A 24,279-nucleotide genomic window follows, 5' to 3' on the forward strand; every position below is an offset into this window, starting at 1 on the left:
GGCCGCGCCGTTCTGCACGGTGGAGCATGACATCGGCCTGAAGCCGGCATAATATCGGCCATTCCGGCGAACCCGGGGTGGGAGACGGCCATGCTGTTCTGTTTTCACAATATCGACAAACCGGATTCCGCGGCCCTGCGGCAGGCCTGGCGCCCGCAGCACAAGGCATATCTGGGCAAGGTGGCCGACCGGATTGCCTTTGCCGGCCCGCTGCTGGCCGATGACGGCACCACCATGCAGGGCAGCCTGCTGGTGATCGATTTCCCGGATCGCGCCGCGGCCGAGGCCTGGCTGCAGCAGGAACCGTTCACCCAGAACGGCGTTTATGCTTCGGTTTCGATCCGCGCCTTTGTTAATCTATGGCCACAGAAGACAGGCTTCCCGCCGCAATGATCAGCGGGCCTGTCGGCAGTCACTAATCCGCGGCGACAGCTTTCATGAGATCGATCGCGGAGTCGCCCTGCGAACCGTAATAGGCGAAGAAGACGAAGCTTCGCGCATAATTGACCACGTCAGCATTCATGCTGGTGCGGTTCGCCATCATGTTGTTAATTTCATATTCATGGAAGAAATCGAATTTCTGTAACCCGTGCATCAGGCAGTACTGATAGGCCAGAGAGAAGCCGGTCTGATCGATAAACTGCTCGATATGCTGCCGCTGCAGTGATTTGCGCAGGAAGAGTCGCAACAGACGGGCAAACTGGCGTCCGGTTGGTGACGGTTTCGCCAGCAGTAGATTCGCCGTGTAGCGGGAACCAAAAGATACCGATATTTCATTGCGGTTCAGCACGACATCGGAGCCGGCATGCCGTTGCAGCAGTGCGGCGACGCTGCCATTGAGCTGTAGGTCTATGTCGCTGACGATGAGCGGAATTTGGAGTGTTTCAAGCAGGAATTCGAGAGTCAGGAAACGTACCGACTGATAATAAGCTCTGGCGCAATTGGGTTCGCATCCGGTCAGGGTATAATACGAGACGGCATAAGCCGGGTTGAGCTCATTCACCAGGAAAACGAGGCGTCGATCCTGGATGCCAAGTTCCTCGATAATGCCTGACAGGCTCTTGGCGGAGCCAATCATGCAGACGATGATGACGCAATCCGTGTCGCAACGTTCGAGAATGGATGTCAGATAGCTGCGGCCATAGAGCTTCAGGTATTTTTCGTCGGCAGCGACCAGAAAAGCCAGTTGCGGGGACAGTTTTTCGACATGCGACCGCAGCGTGGAGAGATTCAGCCAGTTGCCACTGAAATCAGCGAGGGCCATGTCAGGCTGCTCGGGTAGTTCCTCGGACAGTGGCTCATTCAGAATAGTCAAATCCAGGCATTCCAGGCTGACCCGCGTCGCCCTGTCGAGCCGCTTCTGGCTCTCTGATTCAATCTCTTCCGGTCGTGCGGCAACATCAGCCTGCATGCGCTGAATGAGCTGCATTCTGCCAGGGCTGAGCGGGTGGCAAAGGATTTCGCCCACCCCGTGATAGATTTCGAGGGACAGCATTCTGTCTGGATCATTCGCCGTTCTGGGACGATGCAGGATGGCCCGCGCCTGGTGGCGCAACCGGCTGTCGATATCGCCCCGGATTTCGGCAACATCGGCCAGCGCCGCATGAGCCAGCCAGGAATTCGGATCCCGGAGCAGAAGCGCGGTCGCATACTCGATCATTCTGTCGGCATTGCGCAGTGCGCGCGCCACATTGAGAGCGGGTTCCAGGAACTTGTGCGGATAGAGTGCCGCCAAGCCGTCGATGATCGGTCCGGCACGACGGAAATCGCCGGCGGCCAGCTTTCCATTGAATGCCGTGACAGACGCGAGAACGACTTCCTGCAGATATGCGGTCTGGTCTATCCCGGGAATGACCTGGCGGCCGATCTTGCTCATGCGGCTGAGCGCTTCGGTGCAGTTTCCGGTTTGCGCCAGCGCCCTGGCAGAGGACAGCAGGATCGGCAGATTGTGCGGTTCGATGCCAAGCGTATACTCATACAAGGTCAAGGCCTGTTCAGCACGACCCTCCGCGAGCAGAGCGTCTGCCATGGTAACCAGGGCAGAGAAATCCGGCTTGTCAGCGGCCAGGAATACGCCCCGCACTGCGAGAGTGTCGTATCCGTTGCTGTGCATCATATAGCCCAGAGAACGCAACATCGCTTCGGCGGCGCGCTTATCCTGCGGCGAAAGATGCTGGCATTCATAATGAACGATCGAGGGCCGATGGTGACCGAAATCGAACATCTTCAGCAGTTCGAAGTCATAGCCTTCGGTATCGATTTGCAGCAGGTCGATCTGCTGCAGGCCATTTCTGGCAATGATGCTGTCAAAGCTGCTGCAGCGGACCGTGAGCGCTTCAGTGAGAGACAGAAGAATCTCTCGATTGGTTTCCGAATATAGACCACCCAGCGTGCCGGTTTTCTCCAGCAGGTCCGGCAGGATGAACGAGGTGATGCCGCCAAAGACGGCACCGATCGTGCCGTTTGCCAGGGCTTCGCGCGAAAATTGCCACATGGTGCGCTCGCCCTCGGCAATATCCACCGCGCAGTTCTCGATCCTGATTGCAGTGGAATCGCCATAGAGCGCCTTGAGCTTTTCAAAATGAGCCGGCACCGGTTCGACGATCACCCCGGTCAACTTCCCAGTCAGGATATGCTCGCGCAGGGGATCGTAACTGACGCCGTCATAGCCGCCGACCTGCAGGAAGGTGATCTGTCCATGGGCCTGGAGGAAGCCCTGTACGACTTGGCGGAAGCTGAAGGAATGATGCGTAGCGGCTGGCATGGACACGGTCTGTTTTGGTTATGGCTAAAGTAAGCGGACGATTGGCAGAGGGGTCTTTTGCTTATTATGCGCCAGGCCGGTCCGGTCGGTATGCTCTGCGGACTTTGAGGGAGACTGCGGCGACAGTCAGCCCATGAAGCGCCGGGCCCGCCGCACCATTGGCCATCCTTTTCCAAAGCTCTTAAGAACTGCTTAAATGCCGAATAAGATGGATTGGGTAGTCTGCTGATCAGGCCGGACGGAAACCGGCATTCTCAATCGCGGTCGCCATCCCGGCAGTGGCCGAGCGCAGACGCTGGCGGATCAGGGCGGCACTGGCCTTGGTAAAACGCACAGTCGGCACGGCGAGGTTGATGCTGCCGGCTAGCTCGCCTTGCACCAGCACGCCGGCCGCAATGCCGGTGATGCCGACGGTGAATTCCTCCCGCGCATAGGCAAAGCCTTCCTCGCGTGCCAGCCGGATCTGCTCCCAGACCTGCTTTGCCGTGGTGAGCGTCTGCGACGTGAAGCTCTCGAATTCGGTGCGCGCCAGATAGGCCTTGATCTCCTGGTCGCTCATATGGCTGAGCGCGATCTTGCCTGAGGAGATCGCATAGAGCGGCGCCTTTTCGCCCACCCTCATGGTATAGGCCAGCGCCTGCCCGCCGGTCTGGGTGGCGATTGCCGTCACATGGTCGCCGTCGCGCACATAAAAGCCGGTGGTTTCGCTGGTTTCCTGGCTAAGGCGCTGCAGCCACGGCAGCACGATCGCCTGCAACGGCAGGGCAGGGCGCCGCTTGGCCAGATCGGCGATCTTTTCTCCCAGGGCATAGCGCGATGTTGCCGCGTTCTGCAGCAGATAGCCGCGCGCGGTGAGATTGCCGAGCAGCTGAAACAGGCTGCTGCGCGGAATACCCAGCACGGTCATCAGCTGTGAGAACGAGTCACGGCCCTGTGCCACGGCCTCGAGGATATCGAGCACGCGGTCGGCCGACTTGACAGTCGCAGACGAAGCCTGTTTCATATTATGAACCAGTTTATATATATGAACTTGTTAAATCAAGTCCGAGAGGAGGAAAAATGACGCCGGAACAGGAAGATCGCCTCATCATTGCCGATCTGCTGCAGAACTGGGCGATGTGGCGTGATGCCGGCGACTGGGAACGCTTCCGCACCGTCTGGCATGATGACGGCTGGATGATGGCGACCTGGTTCCAGGGGCCGGCAGCGGATTTCATCCGCGTCAGCCAGGAGGGCTGGGCCAAGGGCGTCAGCATCCTGCATTTCCTCGGCGGCATTTCGATCGATCTCGCCGATAACCGTGCGGTCAGCCAGACCAAGATGACGATCTCGCAGCGTGCGCCCGTGCATGGCGTGATCTGCGACGTGGTCTGCACCGGCCGTTTCTACGACTTTCTGGAAAAGCGCAATGGTCGCTGGGGCGTCGTGCTGCGCCAGCCGATCTACGAGAAGGACCGTATCGATCCCGTCGAACCGGCCGCAATGCCGAAGATCGATGTGGCCAAACTGGCGACCCTGCCGGAGGGCTATCGCCATCTGGCCTATATCCAGGAAGAGATCGGGTACAAGGTGAAACGCGACATGCCGGGCCTGAAGGGTGCCGAGGTCGAGGCACTGTATCGCCGCGGCGCTGCCTGGCTGCGCGGCGAGGCCATCACGCCGCAGATGTTCATGCAGCCGATCGCGGCATAACGGGACCTATAAATATCCACGGATAAAAATCCGGGATTCGGAGGAGGAAACCATGAAAAAGATTGCAACCGTATCACTCACGCTTGCGATGGCAACCACACTGGCTGCCGGCGCGGCGATGGCGCAGGCCTGGCCGGAGCGTCCGATCCGCATGGTGGTGGGTTTCGGCGCTGGTGGCGGCACCGACATCATCGCCCGAATAGTGGCACAGCCGTTGTCGGACATTCTCGGCCAGCCGGTCGTGGTGGAAAACAAGCCCGGCGCAGGCGGCACCATCGGCGCCGATTTCGTCGCCAAGGCGCCGAAGGATGGTCACACCATCTTCATGATGAATAACGGCCATGCCGTATCTGCCACGCTCTACAAGAGCCTCCCGTATGACTCTGAAAAATCATTTGCGCCGGTTTCGCTGGTGGCGACCATGCCTCTGGTGATCACCGCCAACAAGGACTTGGCTGCCACCGATGGCAAGAGTCTGATCGCCCTGATCAAGTCGCAGCCGGGCAAGATCCGCTTCGCCAGCGTCGGTGTCGGCAGCACGCAGCATTTCGCCGGCCTGGTCTTCCGTAACATGAGCGGCGGCGAAATCCGTCATATTCCCTATCGCGGTACGCCGGCTGCCATTGCAGCGGTGCGTGGCGGTGAAGTCGAGTTGCTGTTCGAGGTGGCGGCCCCGGTGGTTGGGCAGATCAAGGGCGGTGAGCTCAAGGCGCTGGCGGTGACGTCGGCCAAGCGCTTTCCGGCGCTGCCCGATGTGCCGACCGTGGCCGAAGCCGGCCTGAAAGCTTACGACGTCACCACCTGGTACGGTCTGGCTTTCCCGGCCGGTACTCCGGAGCCGATTGTCGCCAAAATGAATGCGGCGATCAAGACGGCGCTTGGTAAGCCGGAAGTGCGCAAGCAGGTGGAAGAGGCGAATTTCCTGCCCGAAATCAGCACCGCGCCGGCTTTCACCGCGCATCTCGGCAGCGAGATCAAGCGCTGGGGCAAGGTAATGCAGGATGATGGCATCCAGCAGCAGTAACGTCTGTTCTTGATGTCGCGTCCGAAAACCATATCCAGAGACATATTCGCCGGCGGGCTGTTGCTGCTCGTCGGCGGAGGCATTTTTGTGCTCATCTGGCATTATCCGAGCGGCACCATGTCGGATATGGGGCCCGGCATGGTGCTGCAGATGGCAAGTGGCGTCATCGCGCTGCTCGGCATAATCCAGATTTTGCGCAGCCTGAAGCAGTCGGTCGATCCGGTGGAAGGTCTGCAACTGCGACTTGTGTTGCGGCCTTTTGTCATCCCCGCTGCCATGACGGTCTTCGCTCTGCTGCTGCCCTGGCTGGGACTGGCCGTGACGGCCGCATGCGCCACCTTCATCGCCAGCTACGGTTCATCCAGCCTGTCGCGGCGCGAACGCATCGTCTTGGCACTGGTGCTGGCTGCCTTCGTCACCCTGCTGTTCGGCTATGGCCTGCGCCTGCAGGTGCCGATCTGGCCAGAGTTCCACGCATGATGCAATCGCTGGAGTTTTTCATCTCCGGGCTGGGCATCGCGCTGCAGCCTGAGAACCTGTTGTTCTGCTTCCTCGGCGCGCTCTGTGGCACGCTGATCGGCGTGCTGCCCGGCATCGGACCGGTCGCCACCATCGCCATGCTGCTGCCGGTTACGTTCTACCTGTCGCCGGTGGCGGCCCTGATCATGCTGGCCGGCATCTATTACGGTTCGCAGTATGGCGGATCGACCACCTCGATCCTGATGAAGGTACCAGGCGAATCCGCTTCGGTCGTCACCTGTCTCGACGGTTACCAGATGGCGGTCCGCGGCCGCGCCGGTTCGGCCCTGGCAATTGCCGCTTTGGGCTCGTTCTTCGCCGGCATTGTCGGCACCATGCTGAATGTGCTGTTCGGTCCGGAATTTGCCAGGATCGCCCTGGCCTTCGGCTCGACGGAGTATTTCGGCCTTATGCTGCTCGGCCTGTCGATTTCGATCGCCATGTCGCATGGCTCGATGATCGGCTCGATCGCCATGGTCTGCCTTGGCCTGATCCTCGGCGGCGTCGGGCGCGACATCAACACCGGTTACGGCCGACTGACCTTCGATATCCCCGAACTGTCGGACGGCATCGGTTTCGTGCCGCTGGCGGTCGGCCTGTTCGGCATCGCCGAAGTGATGCGCAATCTGGAAGGCGGCGAAGGCGCCGGCAATATGATCAAGGCGGTCGGCCGGCTATGGCCATCGCGCGCCGAGGCGCGGCGCGCGGCACCGGCAGTGCTGCGCGGCACCATCCTCGGCACTATTCTCGGTATCCTGCCGGGCGGCGGCTCGATTCTGGCGGCCTTCACCTCCTACGGGCTGGAAAAGCGGCTGTCGCGTCGGCCCGAGGAATTCGGCCACGGCGCCGTCGAGGGGCTGGCCGGACCGGAATCGGCCAACAATGCCGCCGCCCAGGCTTCCTTCATTCCACTGCTCACGCTGGGAATTCCGCCCAACGCGGTGCTGGCCCTGCTGGTCGGCGGCATGATGATTCACGGTATCGCGCCGGGGCCGACGGTGATGACCGAACGGCCCGACCTGTTCTGGGGTCTGATTGCCAGCATGCTGCTCGGCAATATCATGCTGGTGATCATCAACCTGCCGCTGGTCGGCATCTGGGTGCAGTTCCTCAAAGTGCCGTACCGGCATATGTTCCCGGCGATCTTCCTGTTCTGCTGCATCGGCGTCTTCGGCGTGAACGGCAGCGTCTTCGAGGTCTTTCTGGCGGTCGGTTTCGGCCTGCTCGGTTATGTCATGTCGAAACTCGATCTCGAACCGGCACCACTGGTCCTTGGCTTCGTGCTCGGGCCGCTGATCGAAGAGCATCTGCGGCGCGCTCTGGCGCTGTCGGATGGCGATCTGAGTGTCTTCGCGACACGGCCGCTGGCTGCTATCCTGATCGGACTGGCGCTGCTGATTCCCTGCCTGGTCCTGCTGCCGCATCTCGGCGCACGGCGTCGCGAGATTTTCCAGGCCGAGCCTTAAGGAGTTTACTATGTCCGATACCATTCGCGTGGCCGCCCTGTGCGGCAGCCTGCGCAAAGCCTCCTACAACATGATGGCGCTGAGCACCGCCATCGAGGTCGCGCCGGCGGGCATGACCATCACACCGGCCGAGATCGGCGACCTGCCGCTCTACAATGACGACATCCGGCAGCAGGGCTTTCCGGCACCGGCCGAGCGCCTGGGCAAGGCGCTGGGCGAGGCCGACGCGATCCTGATCGTGACACCGGAATATAATTTCTCCATCCCCGGCGTGCTGAAGAATGCCATCGACTGGGTCTCGCGCCTGCAGCCGCAGCCTTTTGACGGCAAGCCGGTCGCCATCATGGGCGCTGCCATGGGTCCGCTGGGCACGGGGCGCGCGCAATACGACCTGCGCAAGATGATGGTGTTCCTGAACGCCCACCCGGTGAACAAGCCGGAAGTCTTCATCGGCATGGCGCAGACTAAGTTCGATGCCGATGGCAAGCTGACCGACCAGCCGACGCGCGAGTTCATCCAGAAGCTTCTAGTCGCCTTGCAGGCCTGGACCGTCAGGCTGAAGGGGTAGGGAGTCTCTTCATATCATTTCGAGCGGGCGGGCCTTTTTCGGCGGCGGGAAAGCGGCATCGAGCGCCACCAGATCTTCCGCCGTCAGCATCAGATCGAGCGCGGCGTGATTATCGCGCACATGCTGTTCGGCGGTGGCCTTCGGAATCGAGATCACATTGTCCTGCCGCAGCAGCCAAGCCAAAGCGATTTGTGCCGGCGTCGCTGCATGCTTCTGCGAGATTGCCTGCAATGCCTTATGCCTTGCCAGGCGGCCCTGCTCGATCGGGGAATAAGCCATGACCGGCTGCTGTTGCTGGCGCTGCCAGGGCAGCAGATCGAATTCGATACCGCGGCGCGTCAGATTGTAGAGCACCTGGTTGGTGGCGCAGGCGGTGCCGCGCGGATCGCGCGACAGCTCTGCCATGTCACCGGTGTCGAAATTGCTGACGCCCCAGTGGCGGATTTTTCCGGCCTGTTGCAGGGTTTCGAAAGCATCCAGCGTCTCGGCCAGCGGCGGGCTGCCTCGCCAGTGCAGCAGGTAGAGATCGATCCGCCCGGTGCGCAGCCGCTTCAGGCTGCGTTCGCAGGCGGCCAGCGTGCCTTTGCGGCTTGAGTTGCTGGGCAGAACCTTGCTGACCAGAAACACCTCGTCGCGCCGACCGGCAATCGCCTCGGCGACCAGCTCCTCCGAACCGCCATCGGCATACATCTCGGCGGTATCGATCAGCGTCATGCCGAGATCGAGGCCGAGCCGCAACGCGGCGATCTCGGCCTTGCGCAGGCCCGGTTTCTCGGCCATCTGCCAGGTTCCCTGGCCCAGGCGAGGTATGGTCTCCCCGCCCGGCAGGCGCACAGTTCTGTTCGTCGTCATGGCGGCTCCGTCATTGGCCCGGATGCCGCCAGACTACCGCCGTTGCACGGGTCTTTCGAGCCCCGGTTATTCTGTTTCCGTCGCCACGGCGGTTGTCACCGTCAGGTGATGTACCAGGCCAAGGCTGTCGCTGGCCAGTTGGCGCACATCCTGGAAAAGAACGGCAAGTTCCAGTGTGGCGAGGAAGGCGAGGCAGTAGAAAGATGTGGCATGGCGGGCCTCCCAGCGCAGCAGCGGCTGTGCCAGCAGAGCCGGCCGCAGCAGCATGAAAGCCAGCTGCATGATCACTGCACCGATGGCGGCGCCGACCAGAATGTCGGTGGCGTAATGATAACCGAGATAGACGCGCGGCAGGCAGATCGCCATGGCGCTCCACAGAAAGGCCAAAACACCGAGCGGCCGATGCAGTCGCCATACCGCCATCGCCAGGGCGAAAAACAGCACGGCATGGTCGCTGGGGAAAGAGCTCCAGCCATCCAGCGTATCCGGATTGACCCCGACAGGCGTGATCATGGTCAGGCTGTCGGTGTGCAGCGGTCGTTCTCGGAACGGCAGCATGATCTGCAGCACACGGGCGACGCCGATGGCGAGAATGGCGCCGGCCAGGGCGGTGAGGATGGTTTGGCGGCGCTGCGATGTCGCTGCGTCGCGCTGAAACCATTGCCACCACAGGAAGGCCATGAACAGGCCTCCTTTCAGCATGGCGGAATCGGCGAGATTGTAGATGAAGCGATCGACGGCGACATGGTCGCCGGCGAACTGGTTGAGCCAGAGGCTGATTGCGTGATCCCAGGCGATGATGGGGGCGAGAAGCATGGCGAGGTCGGTCTGCATGGCGAGCACCGTTTGACTGCGTTTTCTGTCCCCAATCTGTCACGAATCTGACATCTCGACCGTAGTCAAACGACAGGAATGCGATGACCAAACGGTGACCGGACCAGGAGACAAAATATGGCTAACGAAAATTAATACTGGATCTGTAATTTGTTACGCAGCATTGCGGCATTCAGGTTTTGCATTTTTCGCCGATTACGTTGCGCTAGACCGATGGCGAACTCTTCGGAAGGAGAACAGCCATGGTCACCGCAGTCAGCTCCACCAGCACAACCTCCGCCTCGGCCGCCAGTAGCGCCTCCAGCGTGTTGGCCAGCGATTTCGATACCTTCCTGCAGCTTTTGACCACCCAGCTCAAGAACCAGGATCCGACCGATCCGATGGATGCGAACCAGTTCACCGAGCAACTGGTTCAGTTCAGTCAGGTCGAGCAGCAGATCAATATGAACAAGAACCTGGAAACCATGATTGCGATGCTGCAAAGCCAGCAGTCGAGCGCCAATCTCAGCTATATCGGCAAGGTGGTCGATTTCGACAGCAACGAGGTCGAGCTGGCCGAGGGTGGTACCGCCTTCTGGTCCTACGATTTGCCCGAAGATGCCCAAACCGTGCAGTACAAGATTCTCGATGAGGACGGTAATGTGGTGCGCAGCGGCAGCATGAGCGCGGAGGATGCCGGCGCAGGCACCAGTGGCCGCATTGAGGTCGCCTGGGACGGCACGGATGCCGATGGCAATGCCTGCGAGCCCGGCACCTATACGCTGGAAGTCACGGCCAAGGATGCCTCCGGACAGGTGGTGGATGGCACGAATGTTTATGCCCGCGGCTATGTCGAGGCGGTCGAGAGCATCGATGGCGAGCAGTATCTGATCGTCTCCGGCATGAAGGTTCTGCCCGAGGATGTGATTGCCGTCTTCGCCATGACTGATACCGACGAATCCGACGCCTGAGTGCAGTGATGTCGCGTCCGTTCGTTTTTGTCGCCACCCCCTGCTATGGCGGGCAGGTTCACCAGGCCTATATGCAGTCGATCATCGGGTTGATGCAGCATGCCCGCAGCAGTTTCTTCGACGTTACCCTGGCGATGCTGGGCAATGACTCGCTCATCACCCGCAGCCGGAATACTCTGGTCGCGGCCTTTCTCGACATGCCACAAGCAACCCATCTTCTGTTTGTCGATGCCGACATTTCCTTCGATCCCAGGCAGGTTGAGCGCATGCTGCGGTTCAGTGAGGATGTCGTTGCCGGCATCTACCCGCTCAAGGTGCTCGACTGGGATCATGTCCGCGCGACCCGTCAGCGCGACCAGGAAAGTAACTGGGGGGAGGAGGACGCGCTGCGCTACTGCGGTACGCCATGCGGCGCGAAGGACTTGGAAATTCGGGACGGTTTCATGACCGGGATTCATGCCGGAACCGGCTTCATGTTGGTTACCCGCACAGCCATCAAGCGCATGATTGGATTCTATCCGGAACTGCGTTACAGCAGCATGTTGGTGCACCCGCCGGTGCGTGGAAACCAGACCTATCACGCCCTGTTCGACTGCATGATCGATCCGGATACCGGTACGTATCTGAGTGAGGATTATGCCTTCTGCTGGCGCTGGCGCCGCGCCGGCGGCAAGGTCTGGCTCGACACAACCGGCCGTCTCACCCATACCGGCGCACATGATTTCCATGGCAATCCGGCGCCGCGTTATGCATCGCGGCTGCAGCCATGACGGCACATAGTGAAATCCGCCATCTGTTTGCCACGCCGCTGGTGCAGGTCGATCTGGCCGGACAGCGGGCGCTGTTGGATGCGTTGCATGCGGTAATCCTCGATCGATCAGCTGTCGAACCTGGTGTGCGGCACAGCAATCGTGGAGGCTGGCAATCGCGCGATGATTTTTTCGACTGGGCCGGTGTCGCAGGTAAGGCACTGTATGCCGTGATCGATGAGGCGGTTCACAACATCACCATGGTTTGCGGGTCGAATGGCCTGGAACGGCAGCGCCTGGCCTGGAAGGTGAATGGCTGGGCCAATATCAACGGGCCCGGGGATGGCAACGATATGCATTGCCATCCCGGAGCCTTCTGGTCGGGCTGCTTCTATGTCGATGACGGCGGTATCGCCGGTGCCGAGGGGCGCGGTGGCGCAATCGAATTCTACGATCCGCGCGGCCCCTTGCCTATGGCCTATAATCCATTGGTCAAGATGGCGATCAAGGGCTGCGTCACTGCCGGGCTTGGTGAGCGGATTTTTCCGCGCAGCGGCCTGCTGCTGATCTTTCCCTCTTGGCTGCTGCATGCGGTACAGGCTTACGAGGGCGATTCCAAACGGATTTCGGTTGCCTTCAATCTGTCGCTTTGAATCCTGCGCAGGTTGCGACAACGCGTCGCGATCTCTGCACGGAAAAGCCCCTCGGTGTGAGCACTGTCACCTTGGTAAACAAGCGTTAACTGCAGAAGGCAACACTTCGTTACAAACTCATGCTTTCGCATTGCGGCATCGACTGGCATCATATGCGGACACGAAACAGTGATTCCCGCAGTGCATATTCCGATGTCCCGTACACCTCACATTCTGATCGTCGATGACGACCGCGAGATTCGTACTCTCCTGATGCGGTTTCTCACCGAGCATGGATTTCGCGTCACCCCCGCTGCCGATGGTCGTGGCATGCAGTCGGCTCTCAAGAACGGCCGCTTCGACCTGATCGTGCTTGATCTGATGCTGCCGGGCGAGGATGGCTTGCAGCTCTGCCGCCGTCTGCGGCAGGAGGTTTCCATCCCGATTCTGATGCTGACCGCGCTGTCCGGGGAGGCTGATCGTATCCTCGGCCTGGAAATCGGTGCCGACGACTATCTGACCAAGCCGTTCAGCCCGCGCGAGCTGGTGGCCCGCATCAAGGCGATTCTGCGTCGTGCCGCCACGGCATCCGCCGACGAGATCGACCGGCCGCAGGCCTATGCCTTCGGGGGCTGGACGCTGGAGATCGGCAAGCGCCACCTGCGTTCGCCTGACGGCGCCCTGTTGCCGCTCACCTCGGGTGAATTCGATCTGTTGATCGCCTTTGCCGAGCATCCCCAACGGGTGCTGAGTCGTGACCAGTTGCTGGATCTGACGCGCGGCCGCTCCACTGTGCTGTTCGACCGCAGCATCGATGTACAGGTCAGTCGGCTGCGGAAAAAGATCGAACTCGACCCGAATATGCCTGAACTGATAAAGACAGTCCGCAGTGGCGGGTATATTTTCACGCCAGAGGTACAGGCACTGCAGGCGGCATAATGAAGTTCATCGGACGGTCGCTGCGCCGGTTTGGCAGCGATCGCATCGTCTGGCGCATCGCGGGAACGATTATTCTGGCGATCCTGTGTACCCAGGTCGCCACGGTGCTGCTGTTGCAGGCAACGCGCCCGCGCGACATCCCGCATTACAGCGTCGATGCGCTCACCGCCGAGATGCGGCGCCATGTTTCCGGCCAGCCGGCTGCCGACTCCGATATCCTGATGCGCCTGGTCGATCCGGGTGAACCGCCATCGGCGCCGGCCAACCAGTCTTTCCTGCTGCGTGAATTCCAGCGTCGCATCCAGCTTGCGCTGACCGACGGACTGGTGGATCACATGATGGTGGAACTGGATCTGCCACGGCCGGGCTACATGCTGCTCTGGTCGATGATGGGGCCGCGCATAGGGCCGCCGCCAGGACCTCCGCCCGGAGTGCCGCCCGGAACGCCGCTCGGACCCCCTCCTGGTCCGCCACCCGATTTTTCGCTCGGTGATCGGCCGCCGCCACCATTGTTCAGCGCTGGGGCGGGAGATGATTTCAGCGTGCCCGGCATGTTTGCCATCTGGATCCAGCAGAATGGTCGCTGGCAGGCGTATCGCGCCAAGATCAGTTTCGAGCCGTTATCCCCGCTTGTTGTCACCCTGCTGTGGTTTGTTCTGCTGACCAGTATCATCGCCGGCCTGGCTTTCTGGTCGACCTGGCGCATGTTGCGTCCGTTCAAGCAACTGGTGACAGCGGCGCAGGGCTGGCGGGCGGAACAGGAGCCGGTCAGCCTGCCCGAGAAGGGCCCGGTGGAATTCCGCGCCATAGCAGCCGCTTTCAACGACATGCAGGACAAGATCAACCGCTTTGTGCGCGACCGCACCGAACTGGTTATCGCCCTGTCGCATGACCTGCGCACGCCGCTGACCCGGCTGCAGCTGCGGGCGGAGTATGTCGATGATCCGGAGCAGCGCCAGCGCATGCTGGATGAACTGCATTTCATGGAAATGCTGACCGATCAGCTGCTGTCCTTCGCCTCCTTCAATCCGCGCAACGAACCGATGGAGAAAGTCGATTTTGCCGTGCTGCTGGTCACGCTCTGCGACGACCGCACCGATGCCGGCGCGGTGATCGAATATTCCGGACCGTCGCATCTGGCGCTGCACTGCCGGCCGACCGCCATTCTGCGCGCGATCGTGAACCTGATCGACAATGCGATCAAATACAGCGATTACGCGTATGTGTCGCTGATCCCCGAGATCAATGGCGTACGTATCTTCGTCCGCGACAGTGGTCCAGGCATTCCGGAGGACGAGATGGAAAAGGTGTTCCAGCCCTTTTACCGCGTCGATGCCTCGCGTAGCCGCGAGACCGGTGGCCTGGGCATGGGGCTGAGCGTCGCCCGCGCCATCATCCTGGAGCATCGCGGCGCTATCCACCTGCGCAACCGCCAACCGCATGGCCTTGAAGTCGAGGTGTTTCTGCCTTTCGGTCTGGCCTGACCGCACCACTCAGCCTTTCATATCCATCACCGTGCTCATCATGGCATTGGCGGTCTGGATCACCTGCGAATTCATCGAATAGGCCTGCTGCGCCACGATCAGTTTGGTCATCTGGTTGGCGGTATCGACAGTGGATTGTTCCAGTGCACCGCCAACGATGGTGCCGATTCCGGCCCGATTGGTGCCGGCCATCGGATTGCCGTAGACGGCCGCGCCCGAATCAGTGGTGGCGATGAAGGCATTGCCGTCCACGCGATCCAGCTTGTCGGGTTCGCGGAAATTTGCCAGCAGCACCTGGCCCTGGGCGGACGTCGTCTTGTCGCTGTAGTGCGCCGTGATTACGCCCCCGTCGCCGATGCTGACCCCGGTGAAGCCGCTGCCGGCGGCATTGTCGCCGGTATCGATGGTCAATACCGATGGCGTGGTGCCGGTTCCGCTGGCCGATCCCATCAGGTAATAGCCGGCGGAATTGACCAGGCGGCCGCTGCTGTCGAGGTGGAAGTCGCCCTGGCGGGTATAATAGACGGCATTTTCAAAGCCGGTCGGTTCACCGGTTTCCGGGTCCACGCCGGTCGGTTTGGCAACCGCAAAGAAGCCGTTGCCGCTGATTGCCGCCGAAGTGTCGCTGTCGTCGTCGACGATCTGGCCCTGGCCGCGATTGGCAAAATCAGCATAGGCGATAACACCGCCCTGCTTGGTGCTGCCCAGTACCGGACTGCTGGTGGCCTGCATGCCCTGCAGCACATCGAGGAACTGCGTCTCGACCGCCTTGTAGCCAACGGTGGTGGCATTGGCGACGTTGTCCGAGATGTTGCTGATCGCCATCGACTGTGCCGTGATCGCCTGCACCGCCACGCTCATCACACCATTGATCGTCATCGCTCTGCTCCGGTTTGTCCTGTGCCGGCAGGAGCAAGGCGCGTGCCGCAGGCCGCCATCACCGCGTGACGGCGGCAGCCGGGTTTTCGACACGGTCCGCAACATGATGACGGGGCGGCGGAAATGGCCTGTGCAGGCGCCGGTGCGTGGGAGCGGGGCAGGGCGCAAGATGCCGATAAGTCGTTCTCAGAGCATCGAAAATTGTTCCTGAAATATTCTTTCAGAATGTCCCTAACCGACCTTAAGCTTTCAGTCATGCTGTTAATATTTGTTACTGGAAACAGGACCGACATAATGTACGGAATAGTATTAAAATCATTGAAACTACGCATATTTTTCCCAGCCGGCAGTTTTTGCCGGGACGGGCGGAAAGGCCGAATCGTTAACGGCACTTCACCCTTTGGCAAGAAATCCCGCTTTCCCGAGAATTTAGGATCAGAGTCATAAAGCGGCACGCTCCTTGCTGAGGAGATCGGCGACACCGCCATCCAGCCAAGGAGCCAAGCCATGTCGATTACCGGTGCAATGCAGACCGCCATCTCGGGTATGACCGGCCAGTCAACCGCGATCGGCTACATCTCGGACAACGTCGCCAATGCCAGCACCACCGGTTACAAGAAGGTGGAATCGCGGTTCCAGACGCTGATCACACAATCGAGCGCGCAGTCGAATACGCATTCTTCGGGCGGCGTGCTGAACCAGCCCTTCTTCGCCAATAACGCGCAGGGGTCGATCACCCAGGTATCTTCCACCACCTCGATTGCCATTTCCGGCAACGGCTTCATTCCGGTGTCGAAGGTCACCGGCGTCGACTCCGCCACTGGCCTGCCGACCTTCGAGACCACGAGCTATTACACGCGCGTCGGCGACTTCAATCAAAACTCGGAAGGCTTCCTGGTCAATTCGTCCGGCTATTATCTCCAGGGCTGGTCGGTCGATCCTGTCACTGGCGTGATCGATACCTCCAGCACCACCGAGGTGCGGGTGTCCAATCTGCTCGATGCGCCGGTAGCAACCAGCACGGTGGATTACGCGGCCAATCTACCGTCCAATGTCCTAGATGCGAACGACAGTTTGCCGGCCACTCTGCCGGTCAGCTCGATCGAGATTTTCGATGCGCTCGGCAACGCGCGCACGCTGAACCTGACCTGGACCCGCATCGGCGACAGCGAGTGGACCCTGTCTGTCGAGGCGCCGGACAGCACGCCGTCCAGCTTCGGGCCGGCGACAGTCAGCTTCGGTGGCTCGATCAGCGGCGCCGGCCCAGTGGCGGCCGGCGGCACCATCGGAACGATGAATTCGGCCGGCGGTCTGACGGCGAGCTTAGGCGCCGCGCTGAACGACAATGCCGCTTTCAGCTTCTCGCTTGATTTCGGATCCGGTGCGCAGGATATCACTCTCGATCTCGGCTCTTACGGCAGCACGGCCGGGACCACGCAGTTTGCCGGCGACACATTGACGCTCAACGACTTCCATCAGAACGGCGTGCCGCAAGGCACCTTCAAAAGCCTGGCGATCGACGAGCAGGGTTTCGTCTCGGTCACCTTCGACAACGGCAATGTGAAGACCTTCTACCAGATTCCGATCGCACGATTTAACGATCCCACCGAACTGGATCGTGTCAACGGCAACGCCTTTGTCGCGACGCCGCAATCGGGCTCGCCCATTCTGGCTCAGCCCGGCTCCAGCGGTGTGGGCGATTTCGTTTCGGCCGCCATCGAAGGGTCGAATGTCGATATCGCCGATGAATTCTCCAAGCTGATCGTCGCCCAGCGGGCCTATTCCGCCAATGCGAAGATCATCACGGCGACCGACGAGCTGTTGCAGGAAACCATCAGCATCCTGCGCTGATCCGGAGCAATCTGAGGAGGCACCATCATGTCCCTGACAGCGGCGCTCAACACGGCGGTCACGGGCCTGGCCACAATCCAGACCCAGACCAGCGTGGTTTCGGCCAATATCGCCAATGCGCAGAATGCGAATTACACCCGCAAGACGGTCCAGCTGACCACGCCGACCGCCGGCGGCGAACCGCAGGCCGCTCTGGTGGCGGCGGTCACGCGGGCCACCGTGCCGGAATTCCTGCAGGATTATTATGACGCGATGGCGGATTACGGCCAGCTTTCCGTCTCGGCCGACCGCGCCCGTGCGCTGGCCGAGGCACTGGGCGCCGACGACACCAGCGGCGGTCAGACCACGCTGGAATCGATGCTGACCAATTTCGAGGAAGCATTGAAGAGCCTGGAGGCAACACCGGAGGATACCTCGCTCAAGGCGCTGGTGGTGCAGCGCGGGGAGGAGCTTGCAGGCGAGATCAATCGGATGGCCGGCCTGCGCAGCAGCCTGCAGACCCAGGCCTATGACGATATCGGCACCGGCCTGGAGACGCTGAACGAGGCGAGCAAAAATATCGCCAAGCTGAATGCCCAGATTGTCAGCCAGAAGGCGGCCGGTTATCCGACCGGCGATCTGGAGGATCTGCGCGATGCCGAGGTGACCAAAATCTCCGGCCTTGTCGGCGTGCGCACGGTGACCAGCGAAACCGGTGTGATGACGGTCTATACCGATTCCGGCACTCAGTTGGCCGGCAGCAGAGCGCAGACCTTCAGCTACGATGCCACCACCAACACGATCAGCAATGGCAATGGTGATAATGTCACCGCCGGTTTCCGCACCGGATCGCTGCGCGCCAATGTCAATTACCTCGATACCAGTGCGGCGGCGCTGGCTAATTCGGACGGAAATGTCGGCACGCTGGAGAAGTTTTTCAACCAGCTCGATTCTCTGGCGCAGAATATCGCCGATGTGGTGAATACCGCCTACGGTTCGAATTTCTTCAACTATACCGCCGGCGATGCCGCCGGCACGCTGGAGGTGGACGGTTCATTCGTGGCCGACCCAACCACGCTGGATGCCACGGTCATGGGTGACGTGCAGCAGGCGATGCGCAACACCACGCTGACGGCGGCTCAGGTCAATCCGGCCGGTGATCCGAACGGGCTGAGCGTTTCCAACGTCACCATCTTCGGTCTGGCCAGCGGCATCATGGCCTATAACGCCAGGCAGACCAGCGAAAACGAAACCAACCGCGACACCGCCGAAAGCCTGATGTCTACGGTAGAGCAGAAATTCCGCAATCTCACCGGCGTCAATGTCGATGACGAATTGGCGCAGCTGACCATGCTGCAGAACAATTATGCAGCGCTGGCGCAGATCATGAACGCCATTAACGAAATGTTCGATCAGGTTATCGCTATCGGGAGCTAAATCATGGTTGCCATCACCGCTACCACCCAACTGGCCAGCCAGCTGGCCATGAGCCGCAATATCAGCCTGCTGACCACCATGCTGAACCAGCAGAACCAGCAGCTTGCCTCCGGCCTCAAGCTCGATGGCCTGATCGGCGTGTCCAGTCAGGCGCAAGAGCTGGGCACGCTCAAATCCAAGCTCGGCACGTTAGAGACCTATAACAGTGGTGTGCAGACCGCGATCAACCGCACCGATCTCTATGCGCTCTCGATCGAGAAGATCATCGACCTGGCCACCGATGCCCAGAGCATGATGATCCAGAACCGTGATACCGCTTTTGCCGCCACCTCGGCGCCAGCGGTACAGGCCAGTACGCTGCTTGACCAGATCGGCAGTATCCTGCAGACCAAGGATGGCGACCGCTATCTCTTCTCCGCCAGCAATTACGGCGACAATCCGCTGAATGGCGCGTTGTCGGCGATCCCGACCGCCTACGCCGCTGGCGCAGTGCCGGGGGTGACGCCGGGCTATGACGACCCGTTGCAGGTGGTCACCAGTGCCATACCGCTGAACCAGCCGCCCTATCTGAACACTGCGGCTGCCGACGTGCAGAACTTCTACGACATCGGCGAGGTCGGCCTCTATGTCGATGACAAAGAGAAGGTGTCCTATGGCGTTTCGGCTGCCGAATCCGGATTCCAGCGCGTGATCGACGCGGTGGTACGCTTCCGTGATGCGACGGCCGACCTCGGCACCGACGACGTCAATTATCAGACCCGGGTCGACGATGCGATCAAGCAGCTCAACACGGCGATTTCCGAACTCAAGGGCATCGCTTCGCGCAACGGCTACAAGCAGCAGCAGCTGACCGAGGTGCAGGAGCGCCATCTGCGCAGCAAGGATCTGCTGACCATCCGGATCGGTAATATCCAGAATGCCGATACGGCCGCGGTCTCCACCAGCATCGCCAACCTGCAGACCGCGCTGGAGGCCTCCTATCTGGTGACGAGCAAGACCCTGGCGCTGTCCCTGGTGAATTATCTATAAGATACTCCGGGTTGCTTGTTGGCCGGCTGGGCCGGTCAGTCCGGGGGAGCATGAAAGCTGTCATCATATCGGCCGTCCTGCTGACGCTGCCCATCCTGGCGTTGCTCGGCGGTTGCAGTTCCGCGCCAGGACGCCCGCCGGAACCGCAGCCGATCGCCAGTCCGAATGGCGAGCCGCTCGGCTATGTCACCGATAGCCGGCGTTGCGAGGCCCTGCTTGCCGACTGGTTTCAGCGCACGGATACCGACCGCGACAGCACGATCTCGCTGGCCGAACTGGAAGCCGATGCCCGGCGCTGGTTTGCCCGCGGCGATACCGATGGCGACGGGGTGATCATCGTGACCGAATTGACGGCCCTGCGCCGCAGCCTTGAACCGCCGGCCGCGCCGCGTCCCGTACGACGGTCAGGCCTGTTCGACGACGGAGACACGACAGCCCGCCGCGAGGTCGATCTGGTGATGGCTGCCGATGTGAACCTGGATTTCCGCGTCACCCTGGACGAGATGCTGGCCCTGACGGCGCGGCGCTATGCCATCGCCATCCGGCGCGGACCGTATGATCGCTCTGTGGCGACGGCCGACTGCGAGCGTCGCCGTTTTCGCTAGACGCGCCCCGATCAGGCAAACAGGTTGAGCAGGTAGCTGTCGCCGCTGCCGCTGCTGGTGCCGGCACTGTCCTTGATGCTCAGATAGCGCAGCACCATCTTCTCGATCTGGTCCGGGTCGTTCTTCAGCTCGTTGACATCGACCTTCTTTTCCACCGTGGCGATCTGCGCCTCGGTTTCCTGATAGGCCAGTTCGTCCGGAATATAGTTGGCCTTGGTGATCACCTCGCGCAGCACGGAATCACCCAGCAGCTGCACGGTGGTGCTGACATCCTCCAGCCGCCGCTTGAATTCGATGGCAATGCGCACGCCGGGTGCCTGCTCATCGAGATTCTTTTCATAGGCGGTCTGCTGGTATTTCTCGGTGATGTTCTCGATGGTCGTTGCGCTGGTCAGGGTGGTGACGCCGGAGGCGAACAGGTCGAGGTCAGCGGCCAGATTCTCGTAGCGCGGATCGGTGAAGCGGTTGGCCAGTGAATTGCTGTCGGTGAGGTCGCTTTCCAGGATTTTCCGGATCTTGCCCGGATACTGCGCCTCGCTCTCCATATCATAGGCCTTGAGGATGAAATTGAGCAGGCGCTGGTCGGCGAACAGATCATCGACCGAAGTGACGCTGCCGATATTTTCTTCGAAATAGGTTACGTCCTTCTGGATATCGGTGCGCCGGGTGAAACGGTCGAAATCCTCGCCGGCATAGACGTAGGGCTCGTCGGCATCGGTCGGCGCGGTTTCCTCGGTCAGCAGCGTCTTGGTGCGGGCCTCGCTGTAGGCCGTGGCATCGTTCGTCTTCAGGTTCGTGCCGTAGATCAGTGCGCCATCATTGTCGAGCAGGGCCTGGCCACTGCTGTCGACGGCGAGGCCGCGCAGCTTGGCCAGACCGGCGGGCAGGGCAGTTTCCACTGTATCGTCGTTGACGATATTGCCATCGGCATCCAGGCCGACCGTATTGCCATCGACATCGGTCAGCGTGCCGGTGGCGCCAAAACCGTATTTCTGCGCCAGCTCCAGATCCTTCAAGGTGCCCTGACGCGCCACCGAACTGGCATCGCTCGGGTCGCTGGTCAGGATGTCGCGCAGCTTCTGCTTGTTGCTGAGATACAGGTCTTCATAACCATTGGCATAGGCGATGACCTTGAGAAAACGGTCATCGTTCATCAGCTCGTCCACCGTGGTGGCACTGGTCACCCGGTTCTGGAAATAGCTGATATCGTTGGAAATCTGTGCGTTGACCTGTTTGTACTGGGCATTGCGCGCCTTGATGACGGCATTGTTCATCTCGCGAATCTGCGTCTGGACTTTTTCGGCCTCGGCAGCCTCGCTGGTCGCGCTTTCGTTTTCCTCTGCCGTCTTCTGCAGCTTCTTGTACATGGCGAGCGCCGACATCGAGGCGGTGCTGCTTGTGCTGCTGGTGCCGTACAGAACGCTGAGGTCGATGGTCATGACAGGCCGCTCCTGCGGGAGTCTGAGGATGCGCCGATTTTACCGGCAGTAAGGATGGCACTGGCGGTTTCCGCATCCCTGACATGAAACGTAACAACGTTTCCGGCGCAGGTTTTGCGTTGGTTAAGCGGACATAAATTTTCCTATCACGTTGTAACGGCAGGTTTCTTCCGCCGTTTCGCGATTGTTGGCGTGGCGGCCGGTTTCTAGGGTGGCGCGGCTGAAAGGCCGCCATGACGGCGGCTTCGATCCTAGAAAGGGACTGTTCATCATGACGAATTCAGTCAACACCAATATCGGCGCGCTGGTTGCCCTGTCCTCGCTGCGCGGCGTCAATTCCGAACTCGACACCACGTCGAAGCGGGTGCAGACCGGCTACAAGGTGGCCGACGCCTCCGATGATGCAGCGGTCTTCGCCGTCGCCCAGGGCATTCGCGGCAATATCAAGGCCTATGCCTCGGTGCAGTCCTCGCTGGCGGCCGGCGAGGGGCTTGGCCAGGTGACGGCCTCCGCGCTGACCGGCATTTCCGACCTGATCGGCGACATCAAGGCGAAATTCGCCAACCTGGCCGATGGTTCGCTCACCTCCGACCAGCGCACGGTCTACCAGAATGACGTGAACCAGCTGGTCAGCCAGATTCAGAACTACATCGGCCAGGCCACCTATAACGGCAAGAACCTGCTGACCGCCGATACCTCAGTCACCTTCGTCGCCGATGTGTCGGGCACCACGCTCACCCTGCAGACCGGGTCGTCGCTGTCGGCGGCGGCAGCCAGTTTCTCCAGTATGTTCACCGGCGGTTATACCGCGGCGTCGAATTACAGCTCGGCCATGGCCGATCTCGGCACGCTGGAAACCCTGGTCAATTCGATCTCGGCGCAGGTCGCGGCGCAGTCGCGGTCTATCACGCTGCAGAAGGATTTCGTCGACGATCTGGTCGATGCCACCAAAACCGGTCTCGGTGCCCTGGTCGATGCCGACGTGGCCGCCGAAAGCGCCACGCTGCAGTCGCTGCAGGTGCGCCAGCAGCTGGCGATCCAGGCGCTGTCGATTGCCAACCAGCAGCCGAATACGCTGCTCAGCCTGTTCCGCTAAAGACAGAAGCAGACAGAGGAAAGGGGCCGTATGGCCCCTTTCCTTTTGCTCACTCGACCGGATGGTCGCCATGGCCGAGATGGTTCTGGTCGCGGCTGTCGGGCATCCACAGCACGGCGAGCAATGCCAGCACGGCCATGCCGCAGACATAATAATAGAACAGTTGCTCGCTCCCGGCCTGCTTGAACCACAGCGCAACATATTCGGCCGTGCCGCCGAACAGTGCATTGCCGATGGCATAGGACAGGCCGACACCGATGGCGCGCACCTCGGTGGGGAAGAGTTCGGCCTTCACCAGACCGCTGATCGAAGTGTAGAAACTGACGATGACCAGCGCGGCCAGGATCAGGGCAAAGGCGATCCAGGGATCGGTTACCTGGCCGATCGCACGCAGCAGCGGCACGGTGGTCAGTGCGGTCAGGATGGTGAAGCAGAGCAGGGCCGGCTTGCGGCCGATGCGGTCGGCCAGCGCACCGAACAGCGGTTGCAGCAGCATGTAGACGAACAGCACGCCGGTCATCACCAGGCTGGCCGTCTTGGCATCCATGCCGGCGGTGTTGACCAGGTATTTCTGCATATAGGTGGTGTAGGTATAGAAGGCGAGCGAGCCGCCGGCAGTGAGGCCGAGCACCTGCAGGAAGGCCTTGTAATGTTTGCGCAGGCCCAGGATGGTGCCGGCTTCCTTGTTCTGGCGATCCTTGGCCGAAAGGGTTTCGGGCAGCGTCCGGCGCAGGAACAGCGCCACGATGGCCAGTATGGCACCGAGGAAGAACGGTACACGCCAGCCCCAGGCCATCAATTCCTCATGGCTCAGAATCTGCTGCATGATCACCAGCACCAGCACGGCCATCAGCTGGCCGCCGATCAGCGTGACATACTGGAAGGACGAGAAGAAGCCGCGGTGTTTGGCCAGGGCAACTTCGCTCATGTATGTGGCGCTGGTGCCGTATTCGCCGCCGACCGACAGGCCCTGCAGCAGCCGGGCGATCACCAGCAGTACCGCAGCGGCCGCGCCGATGGTCTCATAGGTCGGCAGCACCGCGATTAGCAGGGAGCCGCCGCACATCATCAGCACCGACAGGACCATGGCGGCACGCCGGCCCTGGCGGTCGGCGAAGCGGCCGAAGAACCAGCCGCCGATCGGCCGCATCAGGAAGCCGGCGGCAAACACGCCGGCGGCGCTCAGTAGCTGCGTCGTGGTATCTCCCTTGGGGAAAAAGGCCGGCGCGAAATACAGCGCGCAGAAGGAATAGACGTAGAAGTCATACCACTCGACCAGATTGCCCGACGACCCGGCGACGATGGCCATGACGCGACGCCGTGTTTCGTGCTGGGCGGCAGCTGGCTTTATGGTGCTGGACATGACGACTCCTGAATAGCAAACCGGTATGAGGCAGAACGATCTAGGTGCCTTCGGGTTGCCGTATAGGCGGCGGATCGCCGCAGGCCAAGCAAGGGACATGATGGTGTCCGGCTGCTCTGCCGCGTCGG

The 24,279-nt window shown here is 61.0% G+C and carries 23 protein-coding genes; 16 read left to right on the forward strand and 7 right to left on the reverse strand.

The window, feature by feature from the left end; all coding sequences use genetic code 11:
* Positions 1-90: 90 nt before the first annotated feature.
* Positions 91-393, forward strand: a complete 303-nt coding sequence (locus OJJ21_RS15795; RefSeq protein WP_297687607.1) for a YciI family protein — start codon at positions 91-93, stop codon at positions 391-393.
* Between the two features lie 22 nt (positions 394-415).
* On the opposite strand, the gene OJJ21_RS15800 is transcribed toward OJJ21_RS15795, so the two are convergent.
* A complete protein-coding gene (locus OJJ21_RS15800) occupies positions 416-2,764 on the reverse strand; it encodes an FkbM family methyltransferase (RefSeq protein WP_297687609.1) in 2,349 nt (782 codons plus the stop codon).
* A gap of 229 nt (positions 2,765-2,993) precedes the next feature.
* A complete protein-coding gene (locus OJJ21_RS15805) occupies positions 2,994-3,767 on the reverse strand; it encodes an IclR family transcriptional regulator (RefSeq protein WP_297687611.1) in 774 nt (257 codons plus the stop codon).
* A gap of 56 nt (positions 3,768-3,823) precedes the next feature.
* On the opposite strand from OJJ21_RS15805, the gene OJJ21_RS15810 reads away from it, so the two are divergent.
* The 5 genes from OJJ21_RS15810 to OJJ21_RS15830 are packed head-to-tail and all read left to right on the forward strand — an operon-like array spanning position 3,824 to position 8,033.
* Positions 3,824-4,456 carry a nuclear transport factor 2 family protein gene (locus OJJ21_RS15810; RefSeq protein ID WP_297687613.1) on the forward strand — a complete coding sequence of 211 codons (633 nt, stop codon included), beginning with the start codon at positions 3,824-3,826 and terminating at the stop codon, positions 4,454-4,456.
* Between the two features lie 52 nt (positions 4,457-4,508).
* Entirely contained in the window at positions 4,509-5,480 is a 972-nt protein-coding gene (locus OJJ21_RS15815) for a tripartite tricarboxylate transporter substrate binding protein (protein ID WP_297687615.1), read from the forward strand.
* A 12-nt stretch (positions 5,481-5,492) separates the two neighbouring features.
* The gene (locus OJJ21_RS15820) at positions 5,493-5,960 is read left to right on the forward strand and encodes a tripartite tricarboxylate transporter TctB family protein (protein WP_297687617.1); all 468 of its coding nucleotides are present in this window, start codon (positions 5,493-5,495) and stop codon (positions 5,958-5,960) included.
* On the forward strand, positions 5,957-7,465 hold the full coding sequence (locus tag OJJ21_RS15825) for a tripartite tricarboxylate transporter permease (protein ID WP_297687619.1): 1,509 nt from the start codon (positions 5,957-5,959) through the stop codon (positions 7,463-7,465). Before OJJ21_RS15820 ends, OJJ21_RS15825 begins: the two co-directional genes overlap by 4 nt.
* Before the next feature lie 10 nt (positions 7,466-7,475).
* Positions 7,476-8,033 carry an NADPH-dependent FMN reductase gene (locus OJJ21_RS15830; RefSeq protein ID WP_297687621.1) on the forward strand — a complete coding sequence of 186 codons (558 nt, stop codon included), beginning with the start codon at positions 7,476-7,478 and terminating at the stop codon, positions 8,031-8,033.
* 9 nt (positions 8,034-8,042) lie between these two features.
* Here OJJ21_RS15830 and OJJ21_RS15835 read toward each other — a convergent pair whose 3' ends face one another.
* Positions 8,043-8,885 carry an aldo/keto reductase gene (locus OJJ21_RS15835; protein WP_297687623.1) on the reverse strand — a complete coding sequence of 281 codons (843 nt, stop codon included), beginning with the start codon at positions 8,883-8,885 and terminating at the stop codon, positions 8,043-8,045.
* Positions 8,886-8,951: 66 nt separating this feature from the next.
* Positions 8,952-9,719, reverse strand: a complete 768-nt coding sequence (locus OJJ21_RS15840; RefSeq protein ID WP_297687625.1) for a phosphatase PAP2 family protein — start codon at positions 9,717-9,719, stop codon at positions 8,952-8,954.
* 242 nt (positions 9,720-9,961) lie between these two features.
* Between OJJ21_RS15840 and OJJ21_RS15845 the strand changes: the two genes are divergently transcribed.
* From OJJ21_RS15845 to OJJ21_RS15865, 5 genes are all read left to right on the forward strand, one after another.
* On the forward strand, positions 9,962-10,669 hold the full coding sequence (locus tag OJJ21_RS15845) for a flagellar hook capping FlgD N-terminal domain-containing protein (RefSeq protein WP_297687627.1): 708 nt from the start codon (positions 9,962-9,964) through the stop codon (positions 10,667-10,669).
* 8 nt (positions 10,670-10,677) lie between these two features.
* Positions 10,678-11,439 carry a hypothetical protein gene (locus tag OJJ21_RS15850; RefSeq protein WP_297687629.1) on the forward strand — a complete coding sequence of 254 codons (762 nt, stop codon included), beginning with the start codon at positions 10,678-10,680 and terminating at the stop codon, positions 11,437-11,439.
* A complete protein-coding gene (locus OJJ21_RS15855; RefSeq protein ID WP_297687631.1) occupies positions 11,436-12,071 on the forward strand; it encodes a TIGR02466 family protein in 636 nt (211 codons plus the stop codon). The genes OJJ21_RS15850 and OJJ21_RS15855 overlap by 4 nt, the downstream gene beginning before the upstream one ends.
* A 192-nt stretch (positions 12,072-12,263) precedes the next feature.
* Positions 12,264-12,989 (forward strand): response regulator, encoded by a 726-nt coding sequence (locus tag OJJ21_RS15860; protein ID WP_297687633.1) that lies wholly within the window; start codon positions 12,264-12,266, stop codon positions 12,987-12,989.
* Positions 12,989-14,473, forward strand: coding sequence for a HAMP domain-containing sensor histidine kinase (locus tag OJJ21_RS15865; RefSeq protein WP_297687635.1), 1,485 nt, complete (start codon positions 12,989-12,991; stop codon positions 14,471-14,473). The genes OJJ21_RS15860 and OJJ21_RS15865 overlap by 1 nt, the downstream gene beginning before the upstream one ends.
* A gap of 9 nt (positions 14,474-14,482) precedes the next feature.
* Here OJJ21_RS15865 and OJJ21_RS15870 read toward each other — a convergent pair whose 3' ends face one another.
* Positions 14,483-15,352, reverse strand: a complete 870-nt coding sequence (locus OJJ21_RS15870) for a flagellar hook basal-body protein (RefSeq protein WP_297687637.1) — start codon at positions 15,350-15,352, stop codon at positions 14,483-14,485.
* Between the two features lie 507 nt (positions 15,353-15,859).
* On the opposite strand from OJJ21_RS15870, the gene OJJ21_RS15875 reads away from it, so the two are divergent.
* From OJJ21_RS15875 to OJJ21_RS15890, 4 genes are read left to right on the forward strand one after another with little or no spacing between them, the layout of a single operon-like run.
* The gene (locus OJJ21_RS15875) at positions 15,860-17,203 is read left to right on the forward strand and encodes a flagellar hook protein FlgE (protein ID WP_297687639.1); all 1,344 of its coding nucleotides are present in this window, start codon (positions 15,860-15,862) and stop codon (positions 17,201-17,203) included.
* Between the two features lie 27 nt (positions 17,204-17,230).
* Positions 17,231-18,619: a flagellar hook-associated protein FlgK gene (gene flgK / locus OJJ21_RS15880; RefSeq protein WP_297687641.1), complete on the forward strand. Its 1,389-nt coding sequence runs from the start codon at positions 17,231-17,233 to the stop codon at positions 18,617-18,619.
* Positions 18,620-18,622: 3 nt separating this feature from the next.
* Complete coding sequence (locus tag OJJ21_RS15885; RefSeq protein WP_297687643.1) at positions 18,623-19,648, forward strand: flagellin; 1,026 nt, start codon at positions 18,623-18,625, stop codon at positions 19,646-19,648.
* A 50-nt stretch (positions 19,649-19,698) separates the two neighbouring features.
* On the forward strand, positions 19,699-20,253 hold the full coding sequence (locus tag OJJ21_RS15890; RefSeq protein WP_297687645.1) for a hypothetical protein: 555 nt from the start codon (positions 19,699-19,701) through the stop codon (positions 20,251-20,253).
* Positions 20,254-20,264: 11 nt separating this feature from the next.
* Here the strand turns inward: OJJ21_RS15890 and OJJ21_RS15895 are convergent, their stop codons facing one another.
* Complete coding sequence (locus OJJ21_RS15895) at positions 20,265-21,692, reverse strand: DUF1217 domain-containing protein (RefSeq protein ID WP_297687647.1); 1,428 nt, start codon at positions 21,690-21,692, stop codon at positions 20,265-20,267.
* Between the two features lie 271 nt (positions 21,693-21,963).
* Here OJJ21_RS15895 and OJJ21_RS15900 point away from each other — a divergent pair, with 271 nt between their 5' ends.
* Positions 21,964-22,788: a flagellin gene (locus OJJ21_RS15900; protein WP_297687649.1), complete on the forward strand. Its 825-nt coding sequence runs from the start codon at positions 21,964-21,966 to the stop codon at positions 22,786-22,788.
* Between the two features lie 49 nt (positions 22,789-22,837).
* On the opposite strand, the gene OJJ21_RS15905 is transcribed toward OJJ21_RS15900, so the two are convergent.
* The gene (locus OJJ21_RS15905; protein WP_297687651.1) at positions 22,838-24,151 is read right to left on the reverse strand and encodes an MFS family transporter; all 1,314 of its coding nucleotides are present in this window, start codon (positions 24,149-24,151) and stop codon (positions 22,838-22,840) included.
* Positions 24,152-24,279: the final 128 nt, after the last annotated feature.

The sequence above is a fragment of the Ferrovibrio sp. genome (assembly GCF_025869515.1).
GTDB lineage: Bacteria > Pseudomonadota > Alphaproteobacteria > Ferrovibrionales > Ferrovibrionaceae > Ferrovibrio.